Source organism: Rhodococcus sp. MEB064, from assembly GCF_000834565.1.
Taxonomy (GTDB): Bacteria; Actinomycetota; Actinomycetes; order Mycobacteriales; family Mycobacteriaceae; genus Rhodococcoides.
Window position 1 is genome coordinate 1 of record NZ_JXQS01000052.1, and the last position, 20887, is coordinate 20887.

Annotated in this window: 20 protein-coding genes and 2 tRNA genes; 11 read left to right on the forward strand and 11 right to left on the reverse strand. The window is 66.4% G+C overall.

Features of this window, described 5'->3' with window-relative positions; genetic code table 11:
- Positions 1 to 252 precede the first annotated feature (252 nt).
- A complete protein-coding gene (locus RU01_RS18085; RefSeq protein WP_042575982.1) occupies positions 253 to 1467 on the forward strand; it encodes a L,D-transpeptidase in 1215 nt (404 codons plus the stop codon).
- A gap of 3 nt (positions 1468 to 1470) precedes the next feature.
- On the opposite strand, the gene RU01_RS22280 is transcribed toward RU01_RS18085, so the two are convergent.
- The gene (locus RU01_RS22280; protein ID WP_052493360.1) at positions 1471 to 2166 is read right to left on the reverse strand and encodes a M23 family metallopeptidase; all 696 of its coding nucleotides are present in this window, start codon (positions 2164 to 2166) and stop codon (positions 1471 to 1473) included.
- A 537-nt stretch (positions 2167 to 2703) separates the two neighbouring features.
- Between RU01_RS22280 and RU01_RS18095 the strand changes: the two genes are divergently transcribed.
- Positions 2704 to 3927 (forward strand): DUF4185 domain-containing protein, encoded by a 1224-nt coding sequence (locus RU01_RS18095; RefSeq protein ID WP_042575983.1) that lies wholly within the window; start codon positions 2704 to 2706, stop codon positions 3925 to 3927.
- A gap of 55 nt (positions 3928 to 3982) precedes the next feature.
- Here the strand turns inward: RU01_RS18095 and RU01_RS18100 are convergent.
- A tRNA-His gene (locus tag RU01_RS18100) sits at positions 3983 to 4055 on the reverse strand.
- A gap of 85 nt (positions 4056 to 4140) precedes the next feature.
- Complete coding sequence (orn, locus tag RU01_RS18105; protein ID WP_042575999.1) at positions 4141 to 4743, reverse strand: oligoribonuclease; 603 nt, start codon at positions 4741 to 4743, stop codon at positions 4141 to 4143.
- A gap of 74 nt (positions 4744 to 4817) precedes the next feature.
- Here orn and RU01_RS18110 point away from each other — a divergent pair, with 74 nt between their 5' ends.
- Positions 4818 to 6392, forward strand: a complete 1575-nt coding sequence (locus RU01_RS18110) for a helicase HerA-like domain-containing protein (RefSeq protein ID WP_052493361.1) — start codon at positions 4818 to 4820, stop codon at positions 6390 to 6392.
- A 4-nt stretch (positions 6393 to 6396) separates the two neighbouring features.
- On the opposite strand, the gene cmrA is transcribed toward RU01_RS18110, so the two are convergent.
- Both cmrA and RU01_RS18120 read right to left on the reverse strand, forming a co-directional pair.
- The gene (cmrA, locus tag RU01_RS18115; protein ID WP_042575984.1) at positions 6397 to 7203 is read right to left on the reverse strand and encodes a mycolate reductase; all 807 of its coding nucleotides are present in this window, start codon (positions 7201 to 7203) and stop codon (positions 6397 to 6399) included.
- Positions 7204 to 7248: 45 nt separating this feature from the next.
- A complete protein-coding gene (locus RU01_RS18120) occupies positions 7249 to 9255 on the reverse strand; it encodes an NADPH-dependent 2,4-dienoyl-CoA reductase (RefSeq protein ID WP_042575985.1) in 2007 nt (668 codons plus the stop codon).
- 23 nt (positions 9256 to 9278) lie between these two features.
- On the opposite strand from RU01_RS18120, the gene RU01_RS18125 reads away from it, so the two are divergent.
- Both RU01_RS18125 and RU01_RS18130 read left to right on the forward strand, forming a co-directional pair.
- The gene (locus RU01_RS18125; RefSeq protein WP_231568763.1) at positions 9279 to 10607 is read left to right on the forward strand and encodes an MFS transporter; all 1329 of its coding nucleotides are present in this window, start codon (positions 9279 to 9281) and stop codon (positions 10605 to 10607) included.
- A complete protein-coding gene (locus RU01_RS18130) occupies positions 10604 to 11239 on the forward strand; it encodes a GyrI-like domain-containing protein (RefSeq protein ID WP_042575987.1) in 636 nt (211 codons plus the stop codon). The genes RU01_RS18125 and RU01_RS18130 overlap by 4 nt, the downstream gene beginning before the upstream one ends.
- A gap of 25 nt (positions 11240 to 11264) precedes the next feature.
- Here RU01_RS18130 and RU01_RS18135 read toward each other — a convergent pair whose 3' ends face one another.
- The 3 genes from RU01_RS18135 to RU01_RS18145 all read right to left on the reverse strand — a co-directional run bounded on the left by RU01_RS18135 (position 11265) and on the right by RU01_RS18145 (position 13191).
- Positions 11265 to 11558, reverse strand: coding sequence for a hypothetical protein (locus RU01_RS18135; protein WP_042575988.1), 294 nt, complete (start codon positions 11556 to 11558; stop codon positions 11265 to 11267).
- A gap of 105 nt (positions 11559 to 11663) precedes the next feature.
- On the reverse strand, positions 11664 to 12473 hold the full coding sequence (locus RU01_RS18140) for an alpha/beta fold hydrolase (protein WP_042575989.1): 810 nt from the start codon (positions 12471 to 12473) through the stop codon (positions 11664 to 11666).
- A gap of 40 nt (positions 12474 to 12513) precedes the next feature.
- Positions 12514 to 13191, reverse strand: a complete 678-nt coding sequence (locus RU01_RS18145; protein WP_042575990.1) for a TetR family transcriptional regulator — start codon at positions 13189 to 13191, stop codon at positions 12514 to 12516.
- 202 nt (positions 13192 to 13393) lie between these two features.
- Between RU01_RS18145 and RU01_RS18150 the strand changes: the two genes are divergently transcribed.
- The 4 genes from RU01_RS18150 to RU01_RS18165 all read left to right on the forward strand — a co-directional run bounded on the left by RU01_RS18150 (position 13394) and on the right by RU01_RS18165 (position 17367).
- A complete protein-coding gene (locus RU01_RS18150) occupies positions 13394 to 14515 on the forward strand; it encodes a ferredoxin reductase (RefSeq protein WP_042576001.1) in 1122 nt (373 codons plus the stop codon).
- A gap of 30 nt (positions 14516 to 14545) precedes the next feature.
- A complete protein-coding gene (locus tag RU01_RS18155; protein ID WP_042575991.1) occupies positions 14546 to 15757 on the forward strand; it encodes a fatty acid desaturase family protein in 1212 nt (403 codons plus the stop codon).
- Between the two features lie 12 nt (positions 15758 to 15769).
- Positions 15770 to 16015, forward strand: a complete 246-nt coding sequence (locus RU01_RS18160) for a hypothetical protein (RefSeq protein ID WP_042575992.1) — start codon at positions 15770 to 15772, stop codon at positions 16013 to 16015.
- 173 nt (positions 16016 to 16188) lie between these two features.
- Complete coding sequence (locus tag RU01_RS18165; protein WP_042575993.1) at positions 16189 to 17367, forward strand: winged helix DNA-binding domain-containing protein; 1179 nt, start codon at positions 16189 to 16191, stop codon at positions 17365 to 17367.
- Here RU01_RS18165 and RU01_RS18170 read toward each other — a convergent pair.
- Entirely contained in the window at positions 17356 to 18129 is a 774-nt protein-coding gene (locus RU01_RS18170; protein ID WP_042575994.1) for a helix-turn-helix transcriptional regulator, read from the reverse strand. The two genes, RU01_RS18165 and RU01_RS18170, sit on opposite strands and share 12 nt — an antisense overlap.
- A gap of 66 nt (positions 18130 to 18195) precedes the next feature.
- On the opposite strand from RU01_RS18170, the gene RU01_RS18175 reads away from it, so the two are divergent.
- Positions 18196 to 19761 (forward strand): AMP-binding protein, encoded by a 1566-nt coding sequence (locus tag RU01_RS18175; protein ID WP_042575995.1) that lies wholly within the window; start codon positions 18196 to 18198, stop codon positions 19759 to 19761.
- Here RU01_RS18175 and RU01_RS18180 read toward each other — a convergent pair.
- Complete coding sequence (locus RU01_RS18180; RefSeq protein WP_197074814.1) at positions 19725 to 20132, reverse strand: DUF732 domain-containing protein; 408 nt, start codon at positions 20130 to 20132, stop codon at positions 19725 to 19727. The genes RU01_RS18175 and RU01_RS18180 overlap by 37 nt on opposite strands.
- Positions 20133 to 20175: 43 nt before the next feature.
- Here RU01_RS18180 and RU01_RS18185 point away from each other — a divergent pair, with 43 nt between their 5' ends.
- The gene (locus RU01_RS18185; protein WP_042575997.1) at positions 20176 to 20811 is read left to right on the forward strand and encodes a YoaK family protein; all 636 of its coding nucleotides are present in this window, start codon (positions 20176 to 20178) and stop codon (positions 20809 to 20811) included.
- A 7-nt stretch (positions 20812 to 20818) separates the two neighbouring features.
- Here RU01_RS18185 and RU01_RS22950 read toward each other — a convergent pair.
- A tRNA-Arg gene (locus tag RU01_RS22950) sits at positions 20819 to 20886 on the reverse strand.
- Between the last annotated feature and the right edge of the window lies 1 nt (position 20887).

Sequence of the window (20887 nt, forward strand, 5' to 3'; positions counted from 1 at the left end):
GGGGGGGGGGGGGTGCGTTTGTGACTGTCGACAGGAACGCGTTCGCAGGGCGCCTGACTCGGCAAAATGGCACGTCCGGTCGGTTTTTCGTCCCACGGCGGTGCCGAGATGCCCTGCCCCGGGCTGTCCTGCGCAGAGATCGGTACGCGACCGTGACCACGGCGCACCGCAGCCGAGTGGTGAAGAACTGCAGGTGAATGGCATGATGTGGGCGGATCGAGTGGTCGGGGCCGGCGTGAGTGGAGTTCGAGTATGAGGAAGTCGTCCGGAATCGGTGGACTCGGGAAAGCGGCACTGGTCGCGTCCGTGATGGCCGTTGCGGTCTCCGTCGTCGGCTGCACGGCCGGGTCCGAAGGCGCCGCGGCTGCCCCGCCCGCACCCATCGACTCCAATCCTTTGTCGGAACTCATGAAGCCGAAGGTCTCGCTTCCCGTCCCGGACGCCTCCGTCGGTTTCTCCCCGAGCGCTCCCGTGGCCGTCACCGTGACGGACGGGACGCTGTCCGAGGTCACTCTCGCCGACGCGGCCGGAGCGGTCGTTCCCGGCGTTCTGTCCCCGGACCGGTCGTCGTGGACCAACAACGAGCCGCTGGGGTACAACGACACCTACACGCTCCGCACCCGCGCCTTCGGCCTCGGCGGCGAGGCCTCGTCGGTCTCCACCTTCACGACCAGCTCGCCCGACAACGTCACCAAGCCCTACCTGCTTCCGTCGGAGAACGAGATCGTCGGCATCGGTCAGCCGGTGGCCGTGCAGTTCGACGAACCCGTTCCGGACAAGATCGCCGCGCAGAACGCCATCTCCGTCGTGACCGACCCGCCCGTGGAAGGAGCGTTCTACTGGGTCAACCAGAAAGAGGTGCGGTGGCGCCCGCAGAACTACTGGGCACCGGGCACCCGTGTCACCGTGAACGTCGACGTCTTCGGCCGCGATCTCGGCGAGGGCCTCTTCGGGCAGGAGAACGCCTCCACGTCGTTCTCGATCGGAGACGCGGTGATCGCCACGGCCGACGACGACACGAAGCAGGTCACGTTCTCCGTGAACGGGGTGGACGTCAAGACGATGCCCACGTCCATGGGTAAGAACAGCACACCGACCGACAACGGCGTGTACATCATCGGCGACAAGTTCGCGTCCATGGTGATGGACTCGTCCACCTACGGAGTCGCCGTGGACTCCGCGCAGGGATACCGCACGCCGGTGGACTGGGCCACCCGAATGTCGTACAGCGGCATCTTCTTCCATTCCGCGCCGTGGTCCGTCGGATCGCAGGGCTATTCCAACGTCAGCCACGGCTGCTTGAACCTGAGCCCGTCGAACGCGAAGTGGGTGTACGACAACACCAAACGCGGCGACATCACCATCGTCAAGAACACGCTGGGCGGAACCCTCTCGGGCACAGACGGACTGGGCGACTGGAACATTCCGTGGGACGAGTGGAAAGCCGGTAACGCCCAGTCCGTCTGAGCCTCAGACCGCGAGTCCGAGCGCGGTGAGGTAGCCGACCGGATCGACACTCTCACCGCCGCGGCGAACCTCGAAGTGCAGGTGCGGGCCGTTGGAGTCGCCGGTGCTGCCGACCGCTCCGATGGCTTGTCCGGGCGCGATGGTGTCGCCGACAGCGACATCGATACGGCTCTGGTGCCCGTAGAGCACCTCGGTGTCGCCCTTCTTGATCTTGACCAGGTTGCCGTAGCCGTCACCCGCGTCGCCGGCCTGCACGACGGTGCCACCGGTGACGGCGTAGATGGTGGTGCCCTGGGCCGCGCCGAGGTCGATGCCCTCGTGGTTCTGCTGTCCGCTGCCCGTCGGGTTGCTACGTCCGCCGTATCCCGAGGTGACCTCGAAAGTGCCGGGGGACAACGGCAACCGAGCTCCACCGACACCCAGTGGTGCCGCCTGGAACGGTGACGTCGCGTCCGGTGTCGGGTCCGGAGTCACCGGCGTCAGTGTGATGTCGCCGAGGACGAGTCCTGCGACTTCCTGGACCAGGACGCCGGTCGCGTCGAAGACGGCCGCCAGGATGGCTGCCTGCTGCTTCGCGTTCATCGGGATGCCCGGGATCTGGAACGCCGGCAATGCGGGCAACGGCGGCAACACGGGTGCTGCCGCGGCGGTGGGCGTACCGGCGAAGAGGAGTGCCCCTGTCGCTGCGACGCCGACCATGGCGGCCGATCCCCAGCGGCCACGCCGTCGGGGGGAGCGCGATTCAGGGCTGATCTGTGATGTTCGGTGCACGAAATACCTCCGTATGCGCCCGGGGGCGTCGACTTCTCACGTCGGCGCGGACTGTGAGGAGGAGGCGTCCCGAGGTGCCGCGGCGTCCACTGACGACACAGCCGTCGACGCCACGCGGGTCCGCACGAGCGGGCGACGCGAAAGCACGGCCATGCCGCACCGGCGAACGCGAATGCCCTTCCCTTGGCTTTCGGGTACGGCCGGTGGAACAACACAGGTAACACGGGGCGCACCTTCCCCAAGAGCGCCATCGGTCACTCTACGGGACTTCAGTATCGCTGAGTAACACGAATGCTCAATTACACCAACGTAATTCGGGCGGCGGCGCCTAGCTGGGAAAACACATACGTGTAATTCGCCGGAGGCCCTGCTCATGCGGGGAGGTCGGGCCCCGTGGCCGACTGATACCTTTCGTGCGGGGCGGGGTTACTGCCGCGTGCAACGCGACTGTGGGGGATTTTCGATATGGGACGACAACGGGCGATGGCTGCTGCCCTGGCATTGATGGTGGTCGGGGGATCGAGCCTGGCGCTCGCACCGGTAGCCGTCGCCGAACCGTGCGGGGGACTCCCCGGCACCGGAATCAGCGGTATCGGCTTCCCGGGGCAGCAACCGGCCGGTCGTCAGGGCCCCGTGCCTGCATACGACGGGCCGTCGACGTCCACCGTGGCGTGGGTGACCGGACAGGAGAGCGCGAACAGGACGTTCGACCGCTTCGGGATCTCGGGAACGGATCTCGGCATCAGCTGGGACAACGGCGCCGGACAGACGTTGATGGCCTTCGGCGACACCTTCGGCAACTGCTCGGTGCCGGGTGGGCAATGGCGGCACAACGTCCTTCTGCGCAGCAACGACGCAGATCTCGCGGACGGCATCACCTTCGCGGACGGAGTTCCCGGCGATGCCTCGTCGGGCGCAGTGGTCGCCGGCAACGACCCACGTTTCGCCACGCAGCTGCTCTCCGCGCTGGGGCTCTCACCCGTCGAGTACACGATCGTTCCGACGTCGGCTATCGCGGTGAACGGCGTGCAGTACATGCACTTCATGTCGGTCCGGGAGTGGAGCGGCTCGGTCTGGTCGACCAACTACGCCGGTATCGCGACATCACGGGACAACGGGCAGACGTGGTTCCCCGAACCGAGCACGATCCGCTTCAACAGCGGCGTCACGATTCCCGGCACCGAACAACTGGATGCGCGCTTCCAGCAGGCGGCCTTCGTCCGCGGCCAGGACGGGTTCGTCTACCAGTACGGGACTCCGAACGGCCGCCTCGGTGCTGCGTACCTCGCCCGCGTCTCACCCGACGCCATGCTGGACCTGAGCCGCTACGAATACTGGAACGGCGGCGGGTGGGCTCCCGGAGTGGATGCGGCCGTGCCCGTCGTCCGGCAACCGGTCGGGGAGATGTCCGTCGCCTGGAACGCCTATCTGAACCGCTACATCATGCTGTACGGCAACGACGTCGAAGGTCGGATCATGGCGCGCACCGCGACGTCACCCGAGGGCCCGTGGAGCGCGCCCACTGCGCTCGTGGTCAACAACGACATCGGCAACTACCCCGGCGGAGGCCTGTACGCCCCGTACATCCACCCGAAGTCCGCCGGTAAGGCGTTGTACTTCACGGCATCGCAGTACTCGTCCTACAACGTCATCCTGATGCGGACGAACCTCGACGCCCTGCCGCGCTAGAGAATCGCGGACGAGAAAGGCCCCCGACTCGTGAGTCGGGGGCCTTTCTGTTCGGGGTGGACGACGGGACTCGAACCCGCGACAGCCAGGATCACAACCTGGTGCTCTACCAACTGAACTACGCCCACCATCACTGTGTCCGCCCCGTGGAGGGCTTCGCAGCGCGTTCGATACTAGCGTGTCCCGGGCGCGGGATGCCAATCGGTTACTCGGTCAGGCGTCCTTGTCGGTCAGCGCGGTCACGACGGACGCGATGTCCTCCGTGCTCGGGCCGGGGGGTGCGACGAAGGCGGTCTGTCGGTAGTACCGCAACTCCTGGATGGACTCCTCGATGTCCGCGAGTGCCCGGTGGGCCAGGCCCTTGGGAGGCTGACCGAAGTAGATGCGCGGGTACCAGCGTCGGCACAGTTCCTTGATCGAACTCACGTCGATCATCCGGTAGTGCAGGTAGTCGTTCAGTTCCGGCATGTCCCGAGCGATGAACCCACGGTCGGTACCGATCGAGTTGCCGGCGAGCGGAGCCGTACCTGCGGGCACGTGCGTACGGATGTAGTCGAGCACCTGCTTCTGCGCTTGCTCCATGGTGACGGTGGAGGCGCGCACCTCCTCGGTCAGACCGGACTTGGCGTGCATCGCGGTCACGACGTCGGGCATCGACGCGAGGGAGTCGTCGTCGCAGTGGATGACGATGTCGACACCGTCGCCCAGTACGTTCAAGTCGCTGTCCGTCACCAGAGCGGCGATCTCGATGAGCTTGTCCGAGCCCAGCTCGAGACCGGTCATCTCGCAGTCGATCCACACAAGTTTGTCGTTCACCGCTGCCACAGTAGTCCCGACGTCGACGCTAGAGTTCACCGCGAACGCCCCCACCGAACGGAGCACCGCAGACGATGACCGATTCCACCACTGCCGGACGGGCAGCCGCCATCGCTGCGGGGTACGCGACGCAGGGCCCGGCCATCGAACTCGGCAGTGTCGTGCTCGGTGGGGTGGCAGACGCCTCGGCCCGGGTGCGGCTGCCGTTGAAGATGGTCAATCGGCACGGTCTCGTGTCGGGCGCGACCGGAACAGGGAAGACGAAGACCGTCCAGGTCATCGCCGAGCAGCTCTCCGCCGCAGGCGTTCCCGTCGTGCTCGCGGACATCAAGGGCGACCTGTCCGGATTGTCCGCCGGCGGAACCGATTCCGAGAGTCTGCGTGCCCGTGCGACGGAGACCGCGGCGACGGAGTGGGCGCCCACCGGGTTCCCGGTGGAATTCCTGTCGCTCGGTACCGAGGGCGGCGCTGTCCCGGTCCGGGCGACCATCACGGCCTTCGGGCCGATCCTCCTGAGTAAAGTGCTGCAGCTCAACGCTACTCAGGAATCGACCCTGGGCCTGATCTTCCACTGGGCGGACACGCAGGGGCTCGCGCTGTTGGATCTGAAAGACCTGCGCGCGGTGATCACCCATCTCACCAGCGACGTGGGCAAGGCCGACCTGAAGGGCATCGGCGGCGTCTCGTCGTCGACGGCCGGAGTCATCCTGAGGGCACTGGTGAATCTCGAAGCGGACGGTGGAGACACGTTCTTCGGCGAGCCGGAGATGCGCACCGAGGATCTCATCCGTATCGCGCCCGACGGTCGCGGCGTGATCACGCTGTTCGAACTGGGCTCTCTCGCAGCACGTCCGGTGATGTTCTCGACGTTCCTGATGTGGGTTCTGGCCGATCTCTTCCAGACTCTCCCCGAGGAGGGCGACCTGGACGCCCCGAAACTCGTGTTCGTCTTCGACGAGGCGCATCTGCTGTTCGCCGACGCGTCGAAAGCATTCCTGCAGCAGGTCGAACAGACCGTGAAGCTGATCCGTTCCAAGGGCGTCGGGATCTTCTTCTGCACTCAATTGCCCTCGGACGTACCGGGTCCGGTGTTGTCGCAGCTGGGCGCGCGTGTGCAGCATGCGCTGCGTGCCTTCACCCCGGACGATCAGAAAGCGCTGACCAAGACGGTCCGGACGTACCCGAAGAGCGAGGACTACGACCTCGAGGAAGCTCTGACGACGCTCGGTACCGGAGAAGCGATCGTGACCGTGTTGTCCGAGCGTGGTGCGCCGACACCCGTGGCGTGGACGAGGATCCGACCGCCACAGTCGTTGATGGACACCATCGGCACCGACGCGATCACCGCGGCTGCGACAGCGAGCCCGCTCTATGCCACCTACGGGACGACGGTCGACGGCGAGTCGGCCTACGAACTGTTGAACGCCCGCATGGCGCCGGAGCCGACACCGCAGGCACCGGAGTTCCCACCGCTGCCGCAGACCTACGACCTGCCGCCGCTCCCCGAACCGGAGCGCGACGGCCCGTCCGCGGCGGAGCGCATCATGGCGAACCCGGCCGTGAAGAGTTTCCTCCGCTCGGCCGCGAGTGCAGCAGGACGGGAGATCTCACGCAGTATCTTCGGGACGGGTCGCCGTCGACGCAGGTAGAAGGTCAGGAACCGCCGAGCTTCTTGTAGAAGCTGCCGATGATCGGGGCGCTGATGGAGCGCGGGCTGTACTGCCCGGCGACGGACATGCCCTTGCTGAGGATGCCCGGCACGATGCGCATCTTGTTCTTCTCGAGGCCGTCGAGCGAGATTCGTGCGGTGTACGCGCTGTCGATCCACAGGAAATCCGGCACAAGCTTGTCGACGATGGAGGCGTCCGCGGGATCGGGCGTCTCGGTGCGGACCGGCCCGGGCGCCAGCAGGGTGCAGTGCACTCCGGTACCGGACAGTTCCGAGCGCAACGACTCCGAGAACGTGTTGACGAACGCCTTGGTCGCGGCGTAGGTCGCATTGTTGGGAATGGCCATGTTTCCTGCTGCCGAGCCCGTGATGAGGATCCCGCCCGCCTTGCGCGCGATCATGCCGGGAAGTACCGCCAGGGTGAGGTCGTGCACCGCAACGGCATTGAGCTGCACCTGGGCGCGTTCGTAGGCGGGGTCGAGTGCCGAGACGGGCCCGAACGTCGCGATGCCGGCGTTGTTGCACAGCACCGAGATGTCGCGGCCGGCCAGCTCGTCCGCCAACGTCCGACGCTGAGCGGGATCGGACAGGTCGTTCACGCGCACCTCGACGGTGACTCCGTGCTCGGCCGTGAGCTTCGTGGCCAGGGCCTCGAGGAGCTCACCGCGTCGTGCGACCACGATCAGCGAGTGCCCGCGGGCGGCGAGTTCGGTGGCGAGTGCTTCACCGATACCGGAGGACGCTCCGGTGACGACGGCACGGGACTCTGCGGAGGGTGCTGGGAGGCTCACGGTGTCCGAGGCTAGCGTGAGCGGTCCCGACGCGGCAGCGGCGGGTCAGATGGATGCGGCGAGGCGGGTGCCCTGCTCGATCGCACGCTTCGCATCCACCTCCGCGGCGACGTCGGCACCTCCGATGACGTCGACGACGGTTCCCGATGCCACCAGCTCGTCGAGCAGGTCGCGCACCGATTCCTGTCCGGCGCAGACGACGATGCTGTCGACGGCGAGAGTGCGAGACGCCCCGTCCACGGTGATGTGCAGACCGGCGTCGTCGATACGGTCGTACGCGACCCCGGACAGCTGCGTCACCTTCTTGCTCTTCAGCGCGGCGCGGTGCACCCATCCGGTCGTCTTTCCCAGCCGCGTCCCGATGCGCCCCTCCGTTCGCTGGAGCAGGAACACCTCGCGCAGGGCCGGTGTGGCGGCAGTGTCCGTCACGGCACCGGGAGCAGTGGGGTCGTCGGTGACGCCCCACTCGGCACGCCACTCGGCGAGGCTGGGCGCCGGCTCGGAGGTGAGGAACTCCGAGACGTCGACACCGATTCCGCCGGCACCGATGACGGCGACTCGACGGCCGATGGTCCGGTGCCCGAGGACCGCGTCGGCATACGTCATCACGCTCGGATGGTCGATCCCCGGGATCGACGGGACACGCGGGATCACACCGGTGGCGAGAACGACACGGTCGAACCCGGACAACTCGGAGGCAGTCGCCGTCGTCGAGAGCCGGACCGTCACGTTCGCCGCCTCGAGGGCGTGGGAGAAGTAGCGAACGGTCTCCGCGAACTCCTCCTTGCCGGGAATCCGCCGCGCGATGGCGAACTGGCCGCCGATCTCGGCGCGTGCCTCGAACAGTGTCACCCGGTGTCCGCGCTGACCGAGGGCGACGGCGGTGGACAAGCCGGCAGGTCCGGCTCCGACGACGGCCACGTCGGTCGCCCGGCGAGTGGGGGACAGGAGCAACTCGGTCTCACGACCGGCGCGCGGGTTGAGCAGGCACGAGGCCTTCTTGTGTACGAAGACGTGGTCGAGGCAGGCCTGATTGCACGCGATGCAAGTGTTGATCTGGTCGCGTCGGCCGCTCTGCGCTTTCAGGATCCACTCGGGGTCGGCCAACATCGGGCGTGCGAGCGAGACCAGCTGCGCGCTGCCGTCGGTCAGGATCTCCTCGGCGATCTCGGGCATGTTGATGCGATTGGCGGCCGCGACGGGCACGGTAACCACCTCGGCGAGACGCTTGGTGAAGTCGATGAACGGTGCGCGAGGGACAGACGTGACGATGGTCGGGACGCGGGACTCGTGCCACCCGAAGTCGGAATCGAACAGGTCGACACCGGCTGCCTCCAGGTCGGTGGCCAGCGCGACGATCTCGTCCCACGTCTGGCCGCCCTCGACCAGATCGGCGAGCGAGATGCGGAACGAGAGCAGGAACGTCGGACCCACCGCCGCCCGCGTGCGTTGCACGATCTCGACGGCGATACGACGGCGGTTCTCCGCCGATCCGCCCCATCTGTCCGTGCGCTTGTTGGTACGCGGTGCGAGGAACTGGTTGAGGAAGTAGCCCTCGCCGCCCATGATCTCGACGCCGTCGTACCCGGCGCGCTGGGCGAGTCGAGCGCAGCGCACGTAGTTCCTGATCTGCCACTCGACCCCGCGGTCGCTCAGACCTCGAGCTCGGAAGGGGGTGATGGGCGACTTTCCCGACGAGGCGCTGACGCTGAACGGGTGGTAGGAGTACCGACCTGCGTGCAGGATCTGCAGCAGGATCTTGCCGTCCTCCCGGTGCACCGCGTCGGTCACGCGGCGGTGGCGTCGAGCTTCGAGTCGGTTGGTCAATTTCGCCGCGAACGGAAGAAGCCAGCCGGTGCGGTTGGGCGCGTACCCACCGGTGACGATCAGCGCGACCCCTCCGCGCGCCCGTTCGGCGAAGTAGGCGGCCAGTTTGTCGACGTCCTTGGCCCGGTCCTCGAGCCCTGTGTGGATGGAACCCATCATCACGCGGTTGCGCAGCGTGGTGTGGCCGACCTCGATCGGGGACAGGAGAACGGGGAAGTCGGTCATCTCGGCACCTTATGCTCCGACGCATGGTCGTTGTGGGTAGCCCTGGCGCGGTGTCGAAGAAGCAGGTGCTGTCGTGGGGGTTCTGGGACTGGGGTGGCGCGGCGTTCCAGGCCGTCATCCTCACCTTCGTCTTCTCGGTCTATCTGACCGACTCGGTCGGAGCGGACCTGCCCGGCAGTATCTCGGCGACCACGTGGTTGGGCTGGGCACTGGGAATCGCCGGGCTGTCGATAGCCCTGCTCGCCCCCGTGTCGGGTCAGCGCAGCGACGCGAAGGGACGTCGCAAACGACTCCTGTTCGTCCTGACCGCAGCGACCATCGTGTGCATGGCGGCGTTGTTCTTCGTCAAGGACGACTACCACTATCTGTGGCTGGGCCTGGTGCTGCTGTCCATCGCCTCGGTGCTCTTCGAGGTCGCCCAGGTTCCGTACACCGCGATGCTGCGGCAGGTGTCGACGCCCGACAATCTGGGTCGGGTGTCCGGATTCGGCTGGGCCATGGGCTATTTCGGCGGCATCTTCCTGCTGTTGCTGTGCTATTTCGGCTTCATCACCGGCGACGGCGATACACGCGGATTCTTCGACGTCAGCACCGACGGCGGGCTGAACATCCGTCTGATCGCCCTCATGGCGGCGGTGTGGTTCCTCCTGTTCGCCCTTCCCGTCATGTTCGCGGTGCCCGAACTCCCGGCCCTCGACCCCGACGCGGCTGCCGCACGCGCCGGATATCTCGAGTCCTACCGCGTGCTGTGGCGAGACGTGTCCGATCTGTGGCGGACCGAGCGTCGCACCGTATGGTTCCTGGTGGCCAGCGCACTGTTCCGGGACGGTCTCGCCGGGGTCTTCACGTTCGGCGCGGTGCTGGCGGTGACGGTCTACGGCATCTCGGCCGCCGACGTGCTGCTGTTCGGCGTCGCTGCGAACGTGGTTGCTGCACTGGGCGCTCTGGTCGCCGGACGCGTGGACGACCGCATCGGACCGAAGCGGGTCATCGTCGTCTCGCTCGCGTCCATGATCGTTGCCGGGGCCATCCTGCTCGCGGTGTCGGGGCCGCTGATGTTCTGGATCTTCGGTCTGATCCTGTGTCTGTTCGTCGGCCCGGCGCAGTCGTCGTCACGCACGTTTCTCACGCGCATCGTGCCGCCGGGTCGAGAGGGCCAGATGTTCGGTCTGTACACGACCACCGGACGTGCCGTGTCGTTCCTGTCGCCGACGTTGTTCGGCCTGTTCGCCTACCTTTTCGACGCCGACCGGGCAGGAATCCTGGGGCTGCTGCTGGTACTCGGCGCCGGCCTGCTGGCGTTGCTGCGCGTCGCGGCTCCGGACGGTGATCGGGCACGGGTGACGGCGTGAAGGTCGACTTCAGGAAGGATCTGCCGACCTACTCCGCGTCGAGAGGCCGGTTCGACATCGTGACCGTGCCCCCGGTGGACTATCTGATGGTCGACGGACAGGGCGATCCGAACACGTCGGCCTACGCGGATGCGATCGCGTCGCTGTACCCGCTGGCCTACGGACTGAAGTTCCTGAGCAGGAACGAGCTCGGACGCGACCACGTCGTGATGCCCCTCGAAGCATTGTGGTGGTCCGACGACATGGAGTCGTTCACCAGTCGGCGTGACAAGTCGCAGTGGGAATGGACGGCGATGATCATGGTGCCGGACTGGATCACCGCCGACCATCTGGAGGAGGTGCGGGCGATGAAGAGCGCACCGCGCATCTCCGACGTGCGGCTCGAGCGTCTCGACGAGGGCCTGTGTGTGCAGACTCTGCACATCGGGTCCTACGACGACGAGGCTCCTGTACTGGAAGAGATGCACGACGTCGTCGTCCCGGCGCACTCGCTCCGCATGACAGGGCGTCATCACGAGATCTATCTGAGCGACCCGCGGCGAGTGGATCCCTCGAGACTGAGAACGATTCTGCGACAACCGGTCACGCGGAGCGATGCATTTGCGACACCGTCGGCGCACCCGATCGCGTGAGGGGTGCGCCGGCGGGTGACGGAGGTCAGCTTCCGAATCCGGCGCGGATTCCGATCAGATCGACGCTGTCGAATCCGAGGGTCACTGCACGGCACTCCACCAGGATGATGTCGCCGCGGGCGCGGTTCGCTGCCGCGCGTTCCGAGCACGGGACGCCGTTCGGATCCAGGGACAATGTGGAGAAGGACTCCCAATAGAAGGGTCCACCTGCTGTCGGCTCGGCCGCGGAGGCGGTTGCCGTTCCGGCCATGGCAATTCCGACCACCGACGCCGCGATGGCAACGGCGGATGCTGCTCTGGTGCGTGTTCTGTGTGTCATTCGAACTCCCAGTTGTTCCAGCGACAAAACATGACGATCGGTTTGTCGGTGAGACCGTGAGGTTCGTTACACCAGGACATCGAGTCCCGCGTCGTTCACATCAGGTCAACGCGCGAGAATCTCGTCGGCGAGTCGATCCGGAAATTCCTCGGGGATCCAGTGGCTTCCCGACAGCTCCACGAATTCGTAGGTACCGCTGACGTGCTGGGCGCAGAGTTCGGCCGCGACGCGACCGACGGCCGTGTCCTGGTTGCCCCAGACGAAGGTCGTCGGAACGGTCACCGGTCCGAGATCGGCGAAGTCCCGCGTCATGGCCCGGTACCACTCGAGAGCCGCGGTCAAGGTCGCACGATCGCCCATGACAGGCAGGTGCTTGTGGACGATCGTCGGATCCTCGGCACCGGAGAACATCGCGATCAGGCGGCGCGCGCCGTCCTCGAGCAGAAGATCCTCGGCCTTGCCGGGCTGTCGGAACAACGTCATGTACTCGCTGCGCTTCTTCTGGTCCTCGTCCTCGCGGATGGCCCAGCCGAACGCAGCGGGATGCGGAACCGACACGGCAGTGAGGGTGCGGACCCGCTCCGGGTGCCGCACCGCGACGTACCAGGCGACTATCGCGCCCCAGTCGTGGCCGGCCAGGTCGACGGCGTCGAGACCCAGGCTGTCGAGCATTCCGACGACGTCGTCGACGAGGTAGTCGATCCGATAGGACTCCGTGCCCTCGGGGCGGGCGCCGGGGGAGTAGCCGCGTTGGTTCGGAACCACGACGTCCCGGCCGGCATCGGCCAACCGGACGGCGACGTCGTGCCAGCTCGCGGACGTCTCGGGGAATCCGTGCAGGAGAAGGGCGGGTCTGTTCCCGGCCGTTCCGTACCGATCTGCGTCGAAAGTGAGGTCGCCGATAGAGATGCGCATGCATCCGAGGTTAGCGGCTCGTCGGTCGCGTCGGGCGTGGCTACGCGCGCAGCGCGGTCGCGGGTCCGCGGGCCGAGCCGAACTGTCGGGGCTTCCACTGACCCATCCCCAGCATGATCACCCGCAGCTGGGACAGGGCGCGCTCGACGATGTCGCGCTCGGCGGCACTGGACGGCGACACTTCGACGAGGTCGACGACCGTTGCCAGCATCGTGTTGACGATGAGGTCGGCGACCATGTCCAGATCCTCGCCCGGCCAGGACGAGAGCGCGGGGATGCGCGAGAGGTCCTGGGTCAGCTCGTGAACGATCATCTGCAGCTCGGTCTCGATCGCCCGTCGGACCTCGACGATGCCGCCGGACCGCTCGCGAATGAGGAAGCGGAACTGGACGTCGTGCTCCCGGATCTCACCGATCAGCAACTCGAGCGATTCGCGGGCGTTGTCGGCGGAGGGGTGGCGGCGGACATCGCGCAGGATCTTGCGGAGCACCCGCATGCTGTCCTCGACCACCGCCACACCGAGGTCTTCCATCGAGGCGAAGTGGCGGTAGAAGGCTGTCGGGACGATTCCGGCCGCACGGGTGACCTCGCGGAGACTCACGCTGGAGAAGCTGCGGTCCGCGATGGCGTCGAGCGTTCCGTCCACGAGGGCCCGCCGGGTTCGTTCCTTGCGTTCGGCCCTGCTGGCCGTCGCGGAACCTGCGGAGTTCTCGGACATCCCTCGACATTAACCGACATCAGTGTATGAGTGTGCACTTCCGCATCACGGGAGCCAGTCGCGTCACTGCAGATCACGGTACGTGTCCGTCGTCACATTTGGCTTGATAGTTGCCGGTACGGGCTGTCACACTCGATTCCAGTGAACGCGTGTGCACTGGAGAAATCATCCGGTCACCGGCCCGTCATACGAGGAGGACGACTTGAGCATCGCCACCACACCCACATCGCGCGGCCGTCGCAGTTCGCTGCTGTCCAAGCTGCGCCCCCGGTTGCTCGAGACGCTGACGACGCCGCATGCGGTCGACCGCTACCTCGAACTCGTCGACCCCATGATGACCGTCGACGACATGCGCGCCGAGGTGGTCGCCGTCCGTCATCAGACCTCCGACACCGTCACGCTGACGCTGCGCCCCACGTGGCAGTGGAAGGGGTTCTCCGCCGGCCACTTCGTGCAGATCGGTGTCGTGGTCGACGGCGTCCGGCACACGCGCTGCTACTCCCCGGCCGGCACTGCCGGAACCGGCGACGACACGATCGAGCTCACCGTCAAGGCTCAGCCGGACGGCATCGTGTCCAACTACCTGGTCGCCTCGGCGAAGCCCGGTCTCGTGGTCAATCTCGCACCCGCCACGGGCACCTTCGAGCTGCCGAGCCCGCGACCGGACCACGTTCTGCTGATCAGTGGTGGAAGCGGCATCACCCCGGTGATGTCGATGCTGCGCACGCTGGTGCACGAGGGGTACACCGGACGCGTGGCGTTCCTGCACTACGCCTACACGGAGAACGACGTCTGCTACCGCGCCGAACTCGACCGCATCGCGGCCGAGAACGACAACGTGGACGTTCTGTACGCGTACACCGATCAGCAGAACGGTGGTCATCTGCACGGATTCTTCGACACCGAGCATCTGAACGCCGCAGCACCCTGGCACGCCTCGGCGCAGACGTACCTGTGCGGGCCGCCCGGGCTGATGAAGGGCGTCAGGTCGGTGTTCGACGACCTCGGACTCTCCGAGTCGTTGTTCTCGGAGGAGTTCGTCACCGCAGTTCCGGTCGTCGACGGGGATGCCTCGGGAACCGTGTCGTTCTCGGGTTCGTCCGTCGAGGCGGAGAACGACGGCGCCACCCTCCTGGAGCAGGCCGAGAATGCCGGGCTGACACCGGAATTCGGCTGCAGGATGGGAATCTGCTTCACCTGCACGGCAATCAAGAAGTCGGGATGCACCCGCAACGTCAAGACCGGTGAGCTCGACTCCGATCCGGACAACGAAATCCAGCTCTGCATCTCCGTCCCCGTGGGCGACGTCGACATCGACGTCTGACCCATCCACACACTCGAAGAGGAGGTCACCATGTTCGGACTCTCACTGTCCTTTCTCCCGTTCATCGGTTCCAGCTCGGCGCCCGACACCACGACGTCCGGCGTCGACGTGATGGACAAGCCGGGCACCGACGGACCCGTCGTCTTGAGCTACGAAGCCGTGGAGGAACTCGGGCGCAAGCTCGACGACCTGCGCGCCCGCACCGTCGCGGACCTCGGTCAGGAAGATCGCGACTACATCTTCAAGATCATCAAGGCGCAGCGCGGACTCGAGGTCGCCGGTCGCGGACTGATGTACTTCGGCTTCTTCCCGCCGGCATGGATCGCCGCCGTCAGCGCCCTGAGCCTGTCGAAGATCCTCGACAACATGGAGATCGGCCACAACGTCATGCACGGCCAGTACGACTGGATGCGTGAGCCGGGCCTGAACTCCAAGGTCTTCGAATGGGACAACACGTGCCCCGGCGACCAGTGGCGCCACTCGCACAACTACATGCACCACACCTACACCAACATCCTCGACATGGACCGCGACATCGGTTACGGCATCCTGCGGATGGACAGCGCGCAGAAGTGGAACCCGTACTACTTGGGCAACCCCATCTACGCGTTCCTGCTCATGACCTTCTTCGAGTGGGGCGTCATGCTGCACGACCTGGAGGCCGAGAACGTCATCCAGGGCAAGCGCAAGTGGCACGACGTCAAGCCCCTCATCGAGGGCTGGTGGAAGAAGGCCGGACGACAGGTCCTCAAGGATTACATCGTCTTCCCCGCGCTGACCGGGCCGATGTTCGTGCCGACGCTGGTGGGCAACTTCACCGCCAACATCGTCCGCAACGTGTGGGCCTACTCCATCATCTTCTGCGGCCACTTCCCGACGGGCGTGCAGACGTTCACCGTCGAGGAGACCGCGCAGGAAACCCGCGGCCAGTGGTACGTCCGTCAGATGCTGGGCTCCGCGAACATCGAGGGTGGGCAGCTGTTCCACATCATGTCCGGCAACCTCTCGCACCAGATCGAGCACCACCTCTTCCCGGACCTGCCCGCGCACCGCTACCCGCAGATCGCGCCCGAGGTCAAGGCGCTGTGTGAGGAGTACGGCCTTCCGTACAACACTGGTGGCTTCTTCCATCAGATCGGTACTGTGTGGGGCAAGATCTTCCGGCTCGCCCTTCCCGACCGTTTCACCGGTGTGGACAAGGTGACCGGTGTGATCATCGAGCGCGAAAAAGCTGCAGCCTGAGAGGTAAGTGCCATGGTGGGCAAGTTCGAACGCAACAAGGACACAGTGCAGGACCTGACCGAATCGGCAGCCATGCACGTCGGGCGGATCGCGGTGATCATCGCGACCGCGGTCCGCGACGTCACCCGCGAGATCGGTGACCTGGTCACCGACGGCATCGAAATGCGCGAGGCCTCGCGTCGCGCAGAATCCGATACGCGCACCTTCGAAGTGATCGAGGGGGACTTCGAGGAGTCCAAGCGTTCGAACGGTCGCTAGAGCACGCTGCACAACGGCGCCACACCTGCGGGTGTGGCGCCGTTGTGCGTTCTGGGGGGAGGGCCGGGACTCGCGCACCGCGGTTCGTCCCACGCACTCCCCATCGGGGGAGCACCACACGAACTGCGCCGCGGGCCCGTGCGCACGGGAGCGGGGTCGGTCAGACTATGCCGATGAAGGTGACGGACGAGGAGCGGCGCCACCTGCTGGTGCGCCGTCATGCGGTCGGCGCGGGTATGGCGCTGACGCCGGCGGAGGTGACGACGCGACTGGTGGCCCTGCACGCGACGGATCCGGCCACAGTGTCTCTGCAGGTGCTGGCGCGGTCGACGACGGCGACGCTCGATGCCATGCGCGACGCGATGTACACCGATCACAGTCTGGTGCGGGTGATGGCGATGCGGCGCACGTTGTTCGTCATCGACAGGACGTTCATGCCGATCGTGCAGGCCGGCGCGAGCGCGGGAGTGGCGCGGACTCTGCGAACTCGCCTCGTCAAACAACTGTCGACCATGCCGACGGATCCGGTGATCGACGACGTTCCGACGTGGCTGGATCGGGTGGAGCGCGACGTCGATACGGCGCTCGCGGCAGCGGGTACCGCCACGGGGGCCGAATTGTCCATCGCTGTACCGCAGTTGCGCACCGCGTTCCTTCCGACGACGGACAAGGCATACGACGTCCGGCGTTACGTGACGTCGCAGCTACTGACCCTGTTGTCGGCCGAAGGTCGGATAGTTCGGGTGGAACCTCGGGGTACGTGGACTTCTCGCCACCACACGTGGGCGCCCGTCGCCTACTGGTGGCCCGACGGCGTACCGGAGATGGACGAAGCAGAGGCGCGTGTCGAACTGGCACGGGCGTGGCTCGAATCGTTCGGTCCGGCGACCATGGACGATCTGCAGTGGTGGACGGGCTGGAACAAGGGACACACCACGAAGGCGGTGGCGGCGCTGGACACGGTCGAGGTCGAGCTGTCCTCCGGACCGGGAATCATGATCCGCGACAGCGATATCGACGGAATGCACGGTGGGGTCGCGCTGCTGCCGGCTCTCGACGCGACGCCGATGGGCTGGAAGGACCGTCGCTGGTTCCTGCCAGACGAGTATCGGCCGGACCTTTTCGATACCTTCGGCAACGTCGGTCCGACGGTGTGGATGGACGGACGCGTGGTGGGCGGTTGGGCAGTGCGCGGTGCCGGCGATGTGGTGACACGCCTCTTCGAGGATGTCGACGACGAGGACGTGGCGACTGAAAGTGCGCGCATCGCAGCGCATCTGGACGGTTCCGCAATCACCCCGAGCTTTCCGACGCCGTTGGAGAAGGCGCTGCGGACGTCGTCAGAGAAGTAGGCCCGCCCGTCGGGCAGCAACTGCGGCTTCGTGTCTGGTCGACGCGTCGAGTTTGGACATGATCGACTTCATGTAGCTCTTGACGGTCGAGACGGTGAGTCCCAACTCGTCGGCGATGGCTGTGTTGGATCGGCCCAGCGCCACCAGCGACAGGACATCCCGTTCGCGCATGGTCACGTTCGGCACGACTTTGCCGGTCGACGGTGGTTCGAGGAATGCCCGCATCGAGTCGAGCACGGTGGTGAGCTCAGCGGAGTCGACACGTGAGGTCATCGCGCGCAGTCGCGAGTAGGTGAGCCGGACGTCCTCGCGCAGACGGTCGGCATCGCGCCGCGCCTCGTCGACAGCCATGTCCTGACCCAACACGCGTGCTTCCTCGGTGAGAACGTCGAGAACGCGGTCGCCGATGTTCCCGGGGGTGTGCATCGCCCCGTACAGGACACCGACCGCGGTGCGGCCGACGACGACCGGTGCGGCGATCATCGCGCGCAGTCCCTCGGCGGAGATGATGGCGTCGTACCGATGGCTGATCTTCGGAGTGCGCATGTAGTCGTCCAACGAGACGGTGCGGTTGACCTGGAGAACCTTGCCGCCGAGTCCTTGGCCCGCTTCGAGTGCGACCCCGTCGAGCGCGCCGACCGAGCGGCCGGCGAAATGCCGGAGCGTCAGCAACTCGCCCGAGACGACACCGCCGAACGCCAGCGAGACCCCGGACGCAGCGCGAAGCCTGCCCACCGCGTCCTCGAAGTGTGTATCGATCATCGTCTCCGTCTTCCTACCCTCTTCGGAGGGTATCGGGCGCCCAGTGTTCTGCGCCACACTCCCATCATGACGACGATCACCGATGATGTTCCGGCCTTGCTCGAGAAGTACGGATCCGCGGACGCGAACCTGGCGGCACTGCTGTGCGACGACCACGACCCGTCGGCCGTCGCGTTCACGTTCGTCGAGAGTGACCTCGCCTCGCGAGACCTCACCTACGGCGAACTGCGTGACCTGTCCGCCCGCTTCGCCTCCGGTGTCGCCGCGATGGGGATCGCCCGCGGTGACCGCGTCGGCGTGCTGATGAGCAAGCGACTCGAGCTCGTGGTGGCGTTGCTCGGCATCTGGCGACTCGGCGCCGTGCACGTCCCGTTGTTCACCGCTTTCGCGACTCCGGCGATCGCCATGCGGGTCGAGGCCGCGGCGGCCCGAGTCGTCGTCACCGAACCCGACCAGCGCAGCAAGCTCGACTCCCTCGACGGCATCACCGTCATCGAAGCAGGGGAGGGATTCGACGCGATGATCCGTGAGCACGAACCACTTCTCGAATCCGTGGCAGTCGGCGGCGACGGTGTCATGATCCAGCTCTTCACCAGTGGGACGACGGGTAAGCCCAAGGGTGTGCCCGTGCCGGTGACGGCGCTCGCATCGTTCGTTGCCTACATGACCTACGGTCTCGACGTCTCGGAGGACGACGTCTTCTGGAACGCCGCCGATCCGGGATGGGCCTACGGGCTGTACTACGCAATCCTCGGGCCGATGGCGATGGGTCGACGCAGTCTGATGCTGCACGCCGGCTTCACTCCGCAGCTGACCGTGTCGGTGATGCAGCAGTTCGGCGTCACCAATTTCGCGGCGGCGCCGACCGTCTACCGCAGCCTGAGCAAGGACCCTGCCGTCGGCGGTATCACCCTTCGGCGCGCGTCGTCGGCCGGTGAGCCGCTGACTCCCGATGTACTCGTGTGGTCCGAGGCTGCACTGGGTGTGCCCGTCCGCGACCACTACGGGCAAACGGAGCACGGCATGGTGATCGTGAACGGATGGCACGACTCGGTCCGCGAGCCCGTACTACCGGGATCGATGGGAAAGCCGTTGCCGGGCTTCACCGCCGGCGTGGTCGAGGATCAGATCGGTTTCGAGGTGGCGGGCAGTCCGCTGATGTGGTTCACCGGATACGTCGACGCGCCGGAGAAGACGGCCGAGCGATTCACCGAGGACGGCGCCTGGTACCTGACCGGCGACTCCGGACGAGTGCAGGACGGCTCGTACTTCTTCTCCGCACGCAACGACGACGTGATCATCATGGCCGGCTACCGGATCGGGCCGTTCGACGTGGAAAGCGTTCTCGTGGAACACCCGTCGGTCATGGACGTCGCTGTGGTCGGGCAACCGGACGACACTCGCGGTGAGGTCATCGAGGCGTATGTCGTGCTGGCCGAGAACGTCCCGGGAACTCCCGAGTTGGAAGCGGAACTGCAGAAGATGGTGAAGGAGAACTTCGCCGCCCACGCGTATCCCCGCACGGTGCACTTCGTCGACGCCCTGCCCAAGACTCCCAGTGGAAAGGTCCAGCGGTTCCTGCTGCGTCGCGCCCGTCAGGGTGGAAGCAGTGCCCGGAACTCCGGGCAGTAGGCGCCGATGGCCGTGCCGACGATGGCTCCCGCGGCGCTCTCGTCCCACTTGCCGCGGCTGCCCGTCGTGACGGCGTCGACCTCGGCGATCACCGGCTGACCCTGCTGCAGTTCCGTGCAGATGCCGCGCCCGAGGATCTTCATCGTCTCCGGGTCGGTGTACTCGACGGCGCCGCTGTCGAGTCCGGCGATGAAGAGGTCGTCCGCGGCGACGGCGTCGGGACCCGTCGGTACCGAGGGCCCGACCGGAGCCGACGAGGTGGTGGTGGCGGCGGGAGTCTCGGTCGGAACGGCGGCCTCCGGGGCATCGTTCGCGCACCCCGCCAGGCACAGCAGCCCGAGGACGATGAAGGTCTTCGCGTGCCGAGTCACCTCTACGACGCTACCGCGCCTCGCGATGATGGAATGACTGCCCATGATGACCATCGAGCGACGCGACTTCGTGGTGGCTGCCGGCCTCGCGGCGGTGGCCGGCTTCGTCGACGCCGTCGGCTTCGTCGCACTCGGCGGGTTCTTCGTGTCCTTCATGACCGGCAACTCCACACGCGCCGCCGTCGACCTCGTGGACGGTGACCTGACGAGTGTGCTGATCGGGACATCGATCATCGCGGCGTTCGTCATCGGGGTGGTCGGGGGATCGGTCGTCGGGGACCTGGCCGGGTTGCGTCGCAAAACGGGAGTGTTGCTCCTGGTCGCCGCCTTGCTCGCCGTTGCCGGATCCGCGCATGCGCTGGGTGCCGCGACGGTCGTGTCCGCCATGGTGCTGGCAGCGGCGATGGGTGCGGAGAACGCGGTCTTCGAGAAGGACGGTGGCACCATCGGCCTGACCTACATGACCGGAGCCTTGGTCAAGGCCGGGCAGAACGTCGCGGCGCGCCTACGAGGACGGTCGACAGGATCCTGGGTGCGGCCGTCGACGATGTGGTTGTCCCTCGGCGCCGGGGCGGTGTCAGGCGCCGCGGCATTCCGGGGCCTGGGGTTCGGCGCGCCCGTGATTGCACTCGCTGCGGTCCTCGTCGCGGCCGGTGTGGTCTACCGCCTGGGCGAGTGAGCCGGCGTGGTGCCCCCGGCAGGATTCGAACCTGCGACCAAGGGATTAGAAGGCCCTTGCTCTATCCCCTGAGCTA

Bases quoted from the DNA above. Each gene is read 5' to 3' on its own strand.
- RU01_RS18120 (WP_042575985.1), bottom strand. From the start codon at position 9,255: ATGACCGACTTCCCCGTTCTCCTGTCCCCGATCGAGGTCGGCCACACC.
- RU01_RS18140 (WP_042575989.1), bottom strand. From the start codon at position 12,473: ATGCGCATCTCTATCGGCGACCTCACTTTCGACGCAGATCGGTACGGA.
- RU01_RS18160 (WP_042575992.1), top strand. From the start codon at position 15,770: ATGGTGGGCAAGTTCGAACGCAACAAGGACACAGTGCAGGACCTGACC.
- RU01_RS18125 (WP_231568763.1), top strand. From the start codon at position 9,279: ATGGTCGTTGTGGGTAGCCCTGGCGCGGTGTCGAAGAAGCAGGTGCTG.
- RU01_RS18175 (WP_042575995.1), top strand. From the start codon at position 18,196: ATGACGACGATCACCGATGATGTTCCGGCCTTGCTCGAGAAGTACGGA.
- RU01_RS18110 (WP_052493361.1), top strand. From the start codon at position 4,818: ATGACCGATTCCACCACTGCCGGACGGGCAGCCGCCATCGCTGCGGGG.
- RU01_RS18155 (WP_042575991.1), top strand. From the start codon at position 14,546: ATGTTCGGACTCTCACTGTCCTTTCTCCCGTTCATCGGTTCCAGCTCG.
- RU01_RS18185 (WP_042575997.1), top strand. From the start codon at position 20,176: ATGATGACCATCGAGCGACGCGACTTCGTGGTGGCTGCCGGCCTCGCG.
- RU01_RS18135 (WP_042575988.1), bottom strand. From the start codon at position 11,558: ATGACACACAGAACACGCACCAGAGCAGCATCCGCCGTTGCCATCGCG.
- RU01_RS18170 (WP_042575994.1), bottom strand. From the start codon at position 18,129: ATGATCGATACACACTTCGAGGACGCGGTGGGCAGGCTTCGCGCTGCG.
- RU01_RS18145 (WP_042575990.1), bottom strand. From the start codon at position 13,191: ATGTCCGAGAACTCCGCAGGTTCCGCGACGGCCAGCAGGGCCGAACGC.
- RU01_RS18085 (WP_042575982.1), top strand. From the start codon at position 253: ATGAGGAAGTCGTCCGGAATCGGTGGACTCGGGAAAGCGGCACTGGTC.
- RU01_RS18165 (WP_042575993.1), top strand. From the start codon at position 16,189: ATGAAGGTGACGGACGAGGAGCGGCGCCACCTGCTGGTGCGCCGTCAT.
- RU01_RS18095 (WP_042575983.1), top strand. From the start codon at position 2,704: ATGGGACGACAACGGGCGATGGCTGCTGCCCTGGCATTGATGGTGGTC.
- RU01_RS22280 (WP_052493360.1), bottom strand. From the start codon at position 2,166: ATGGTCGGCGTCGCAGCGACAGGGGCACTCCTCTTCGCCGGTACGCCC.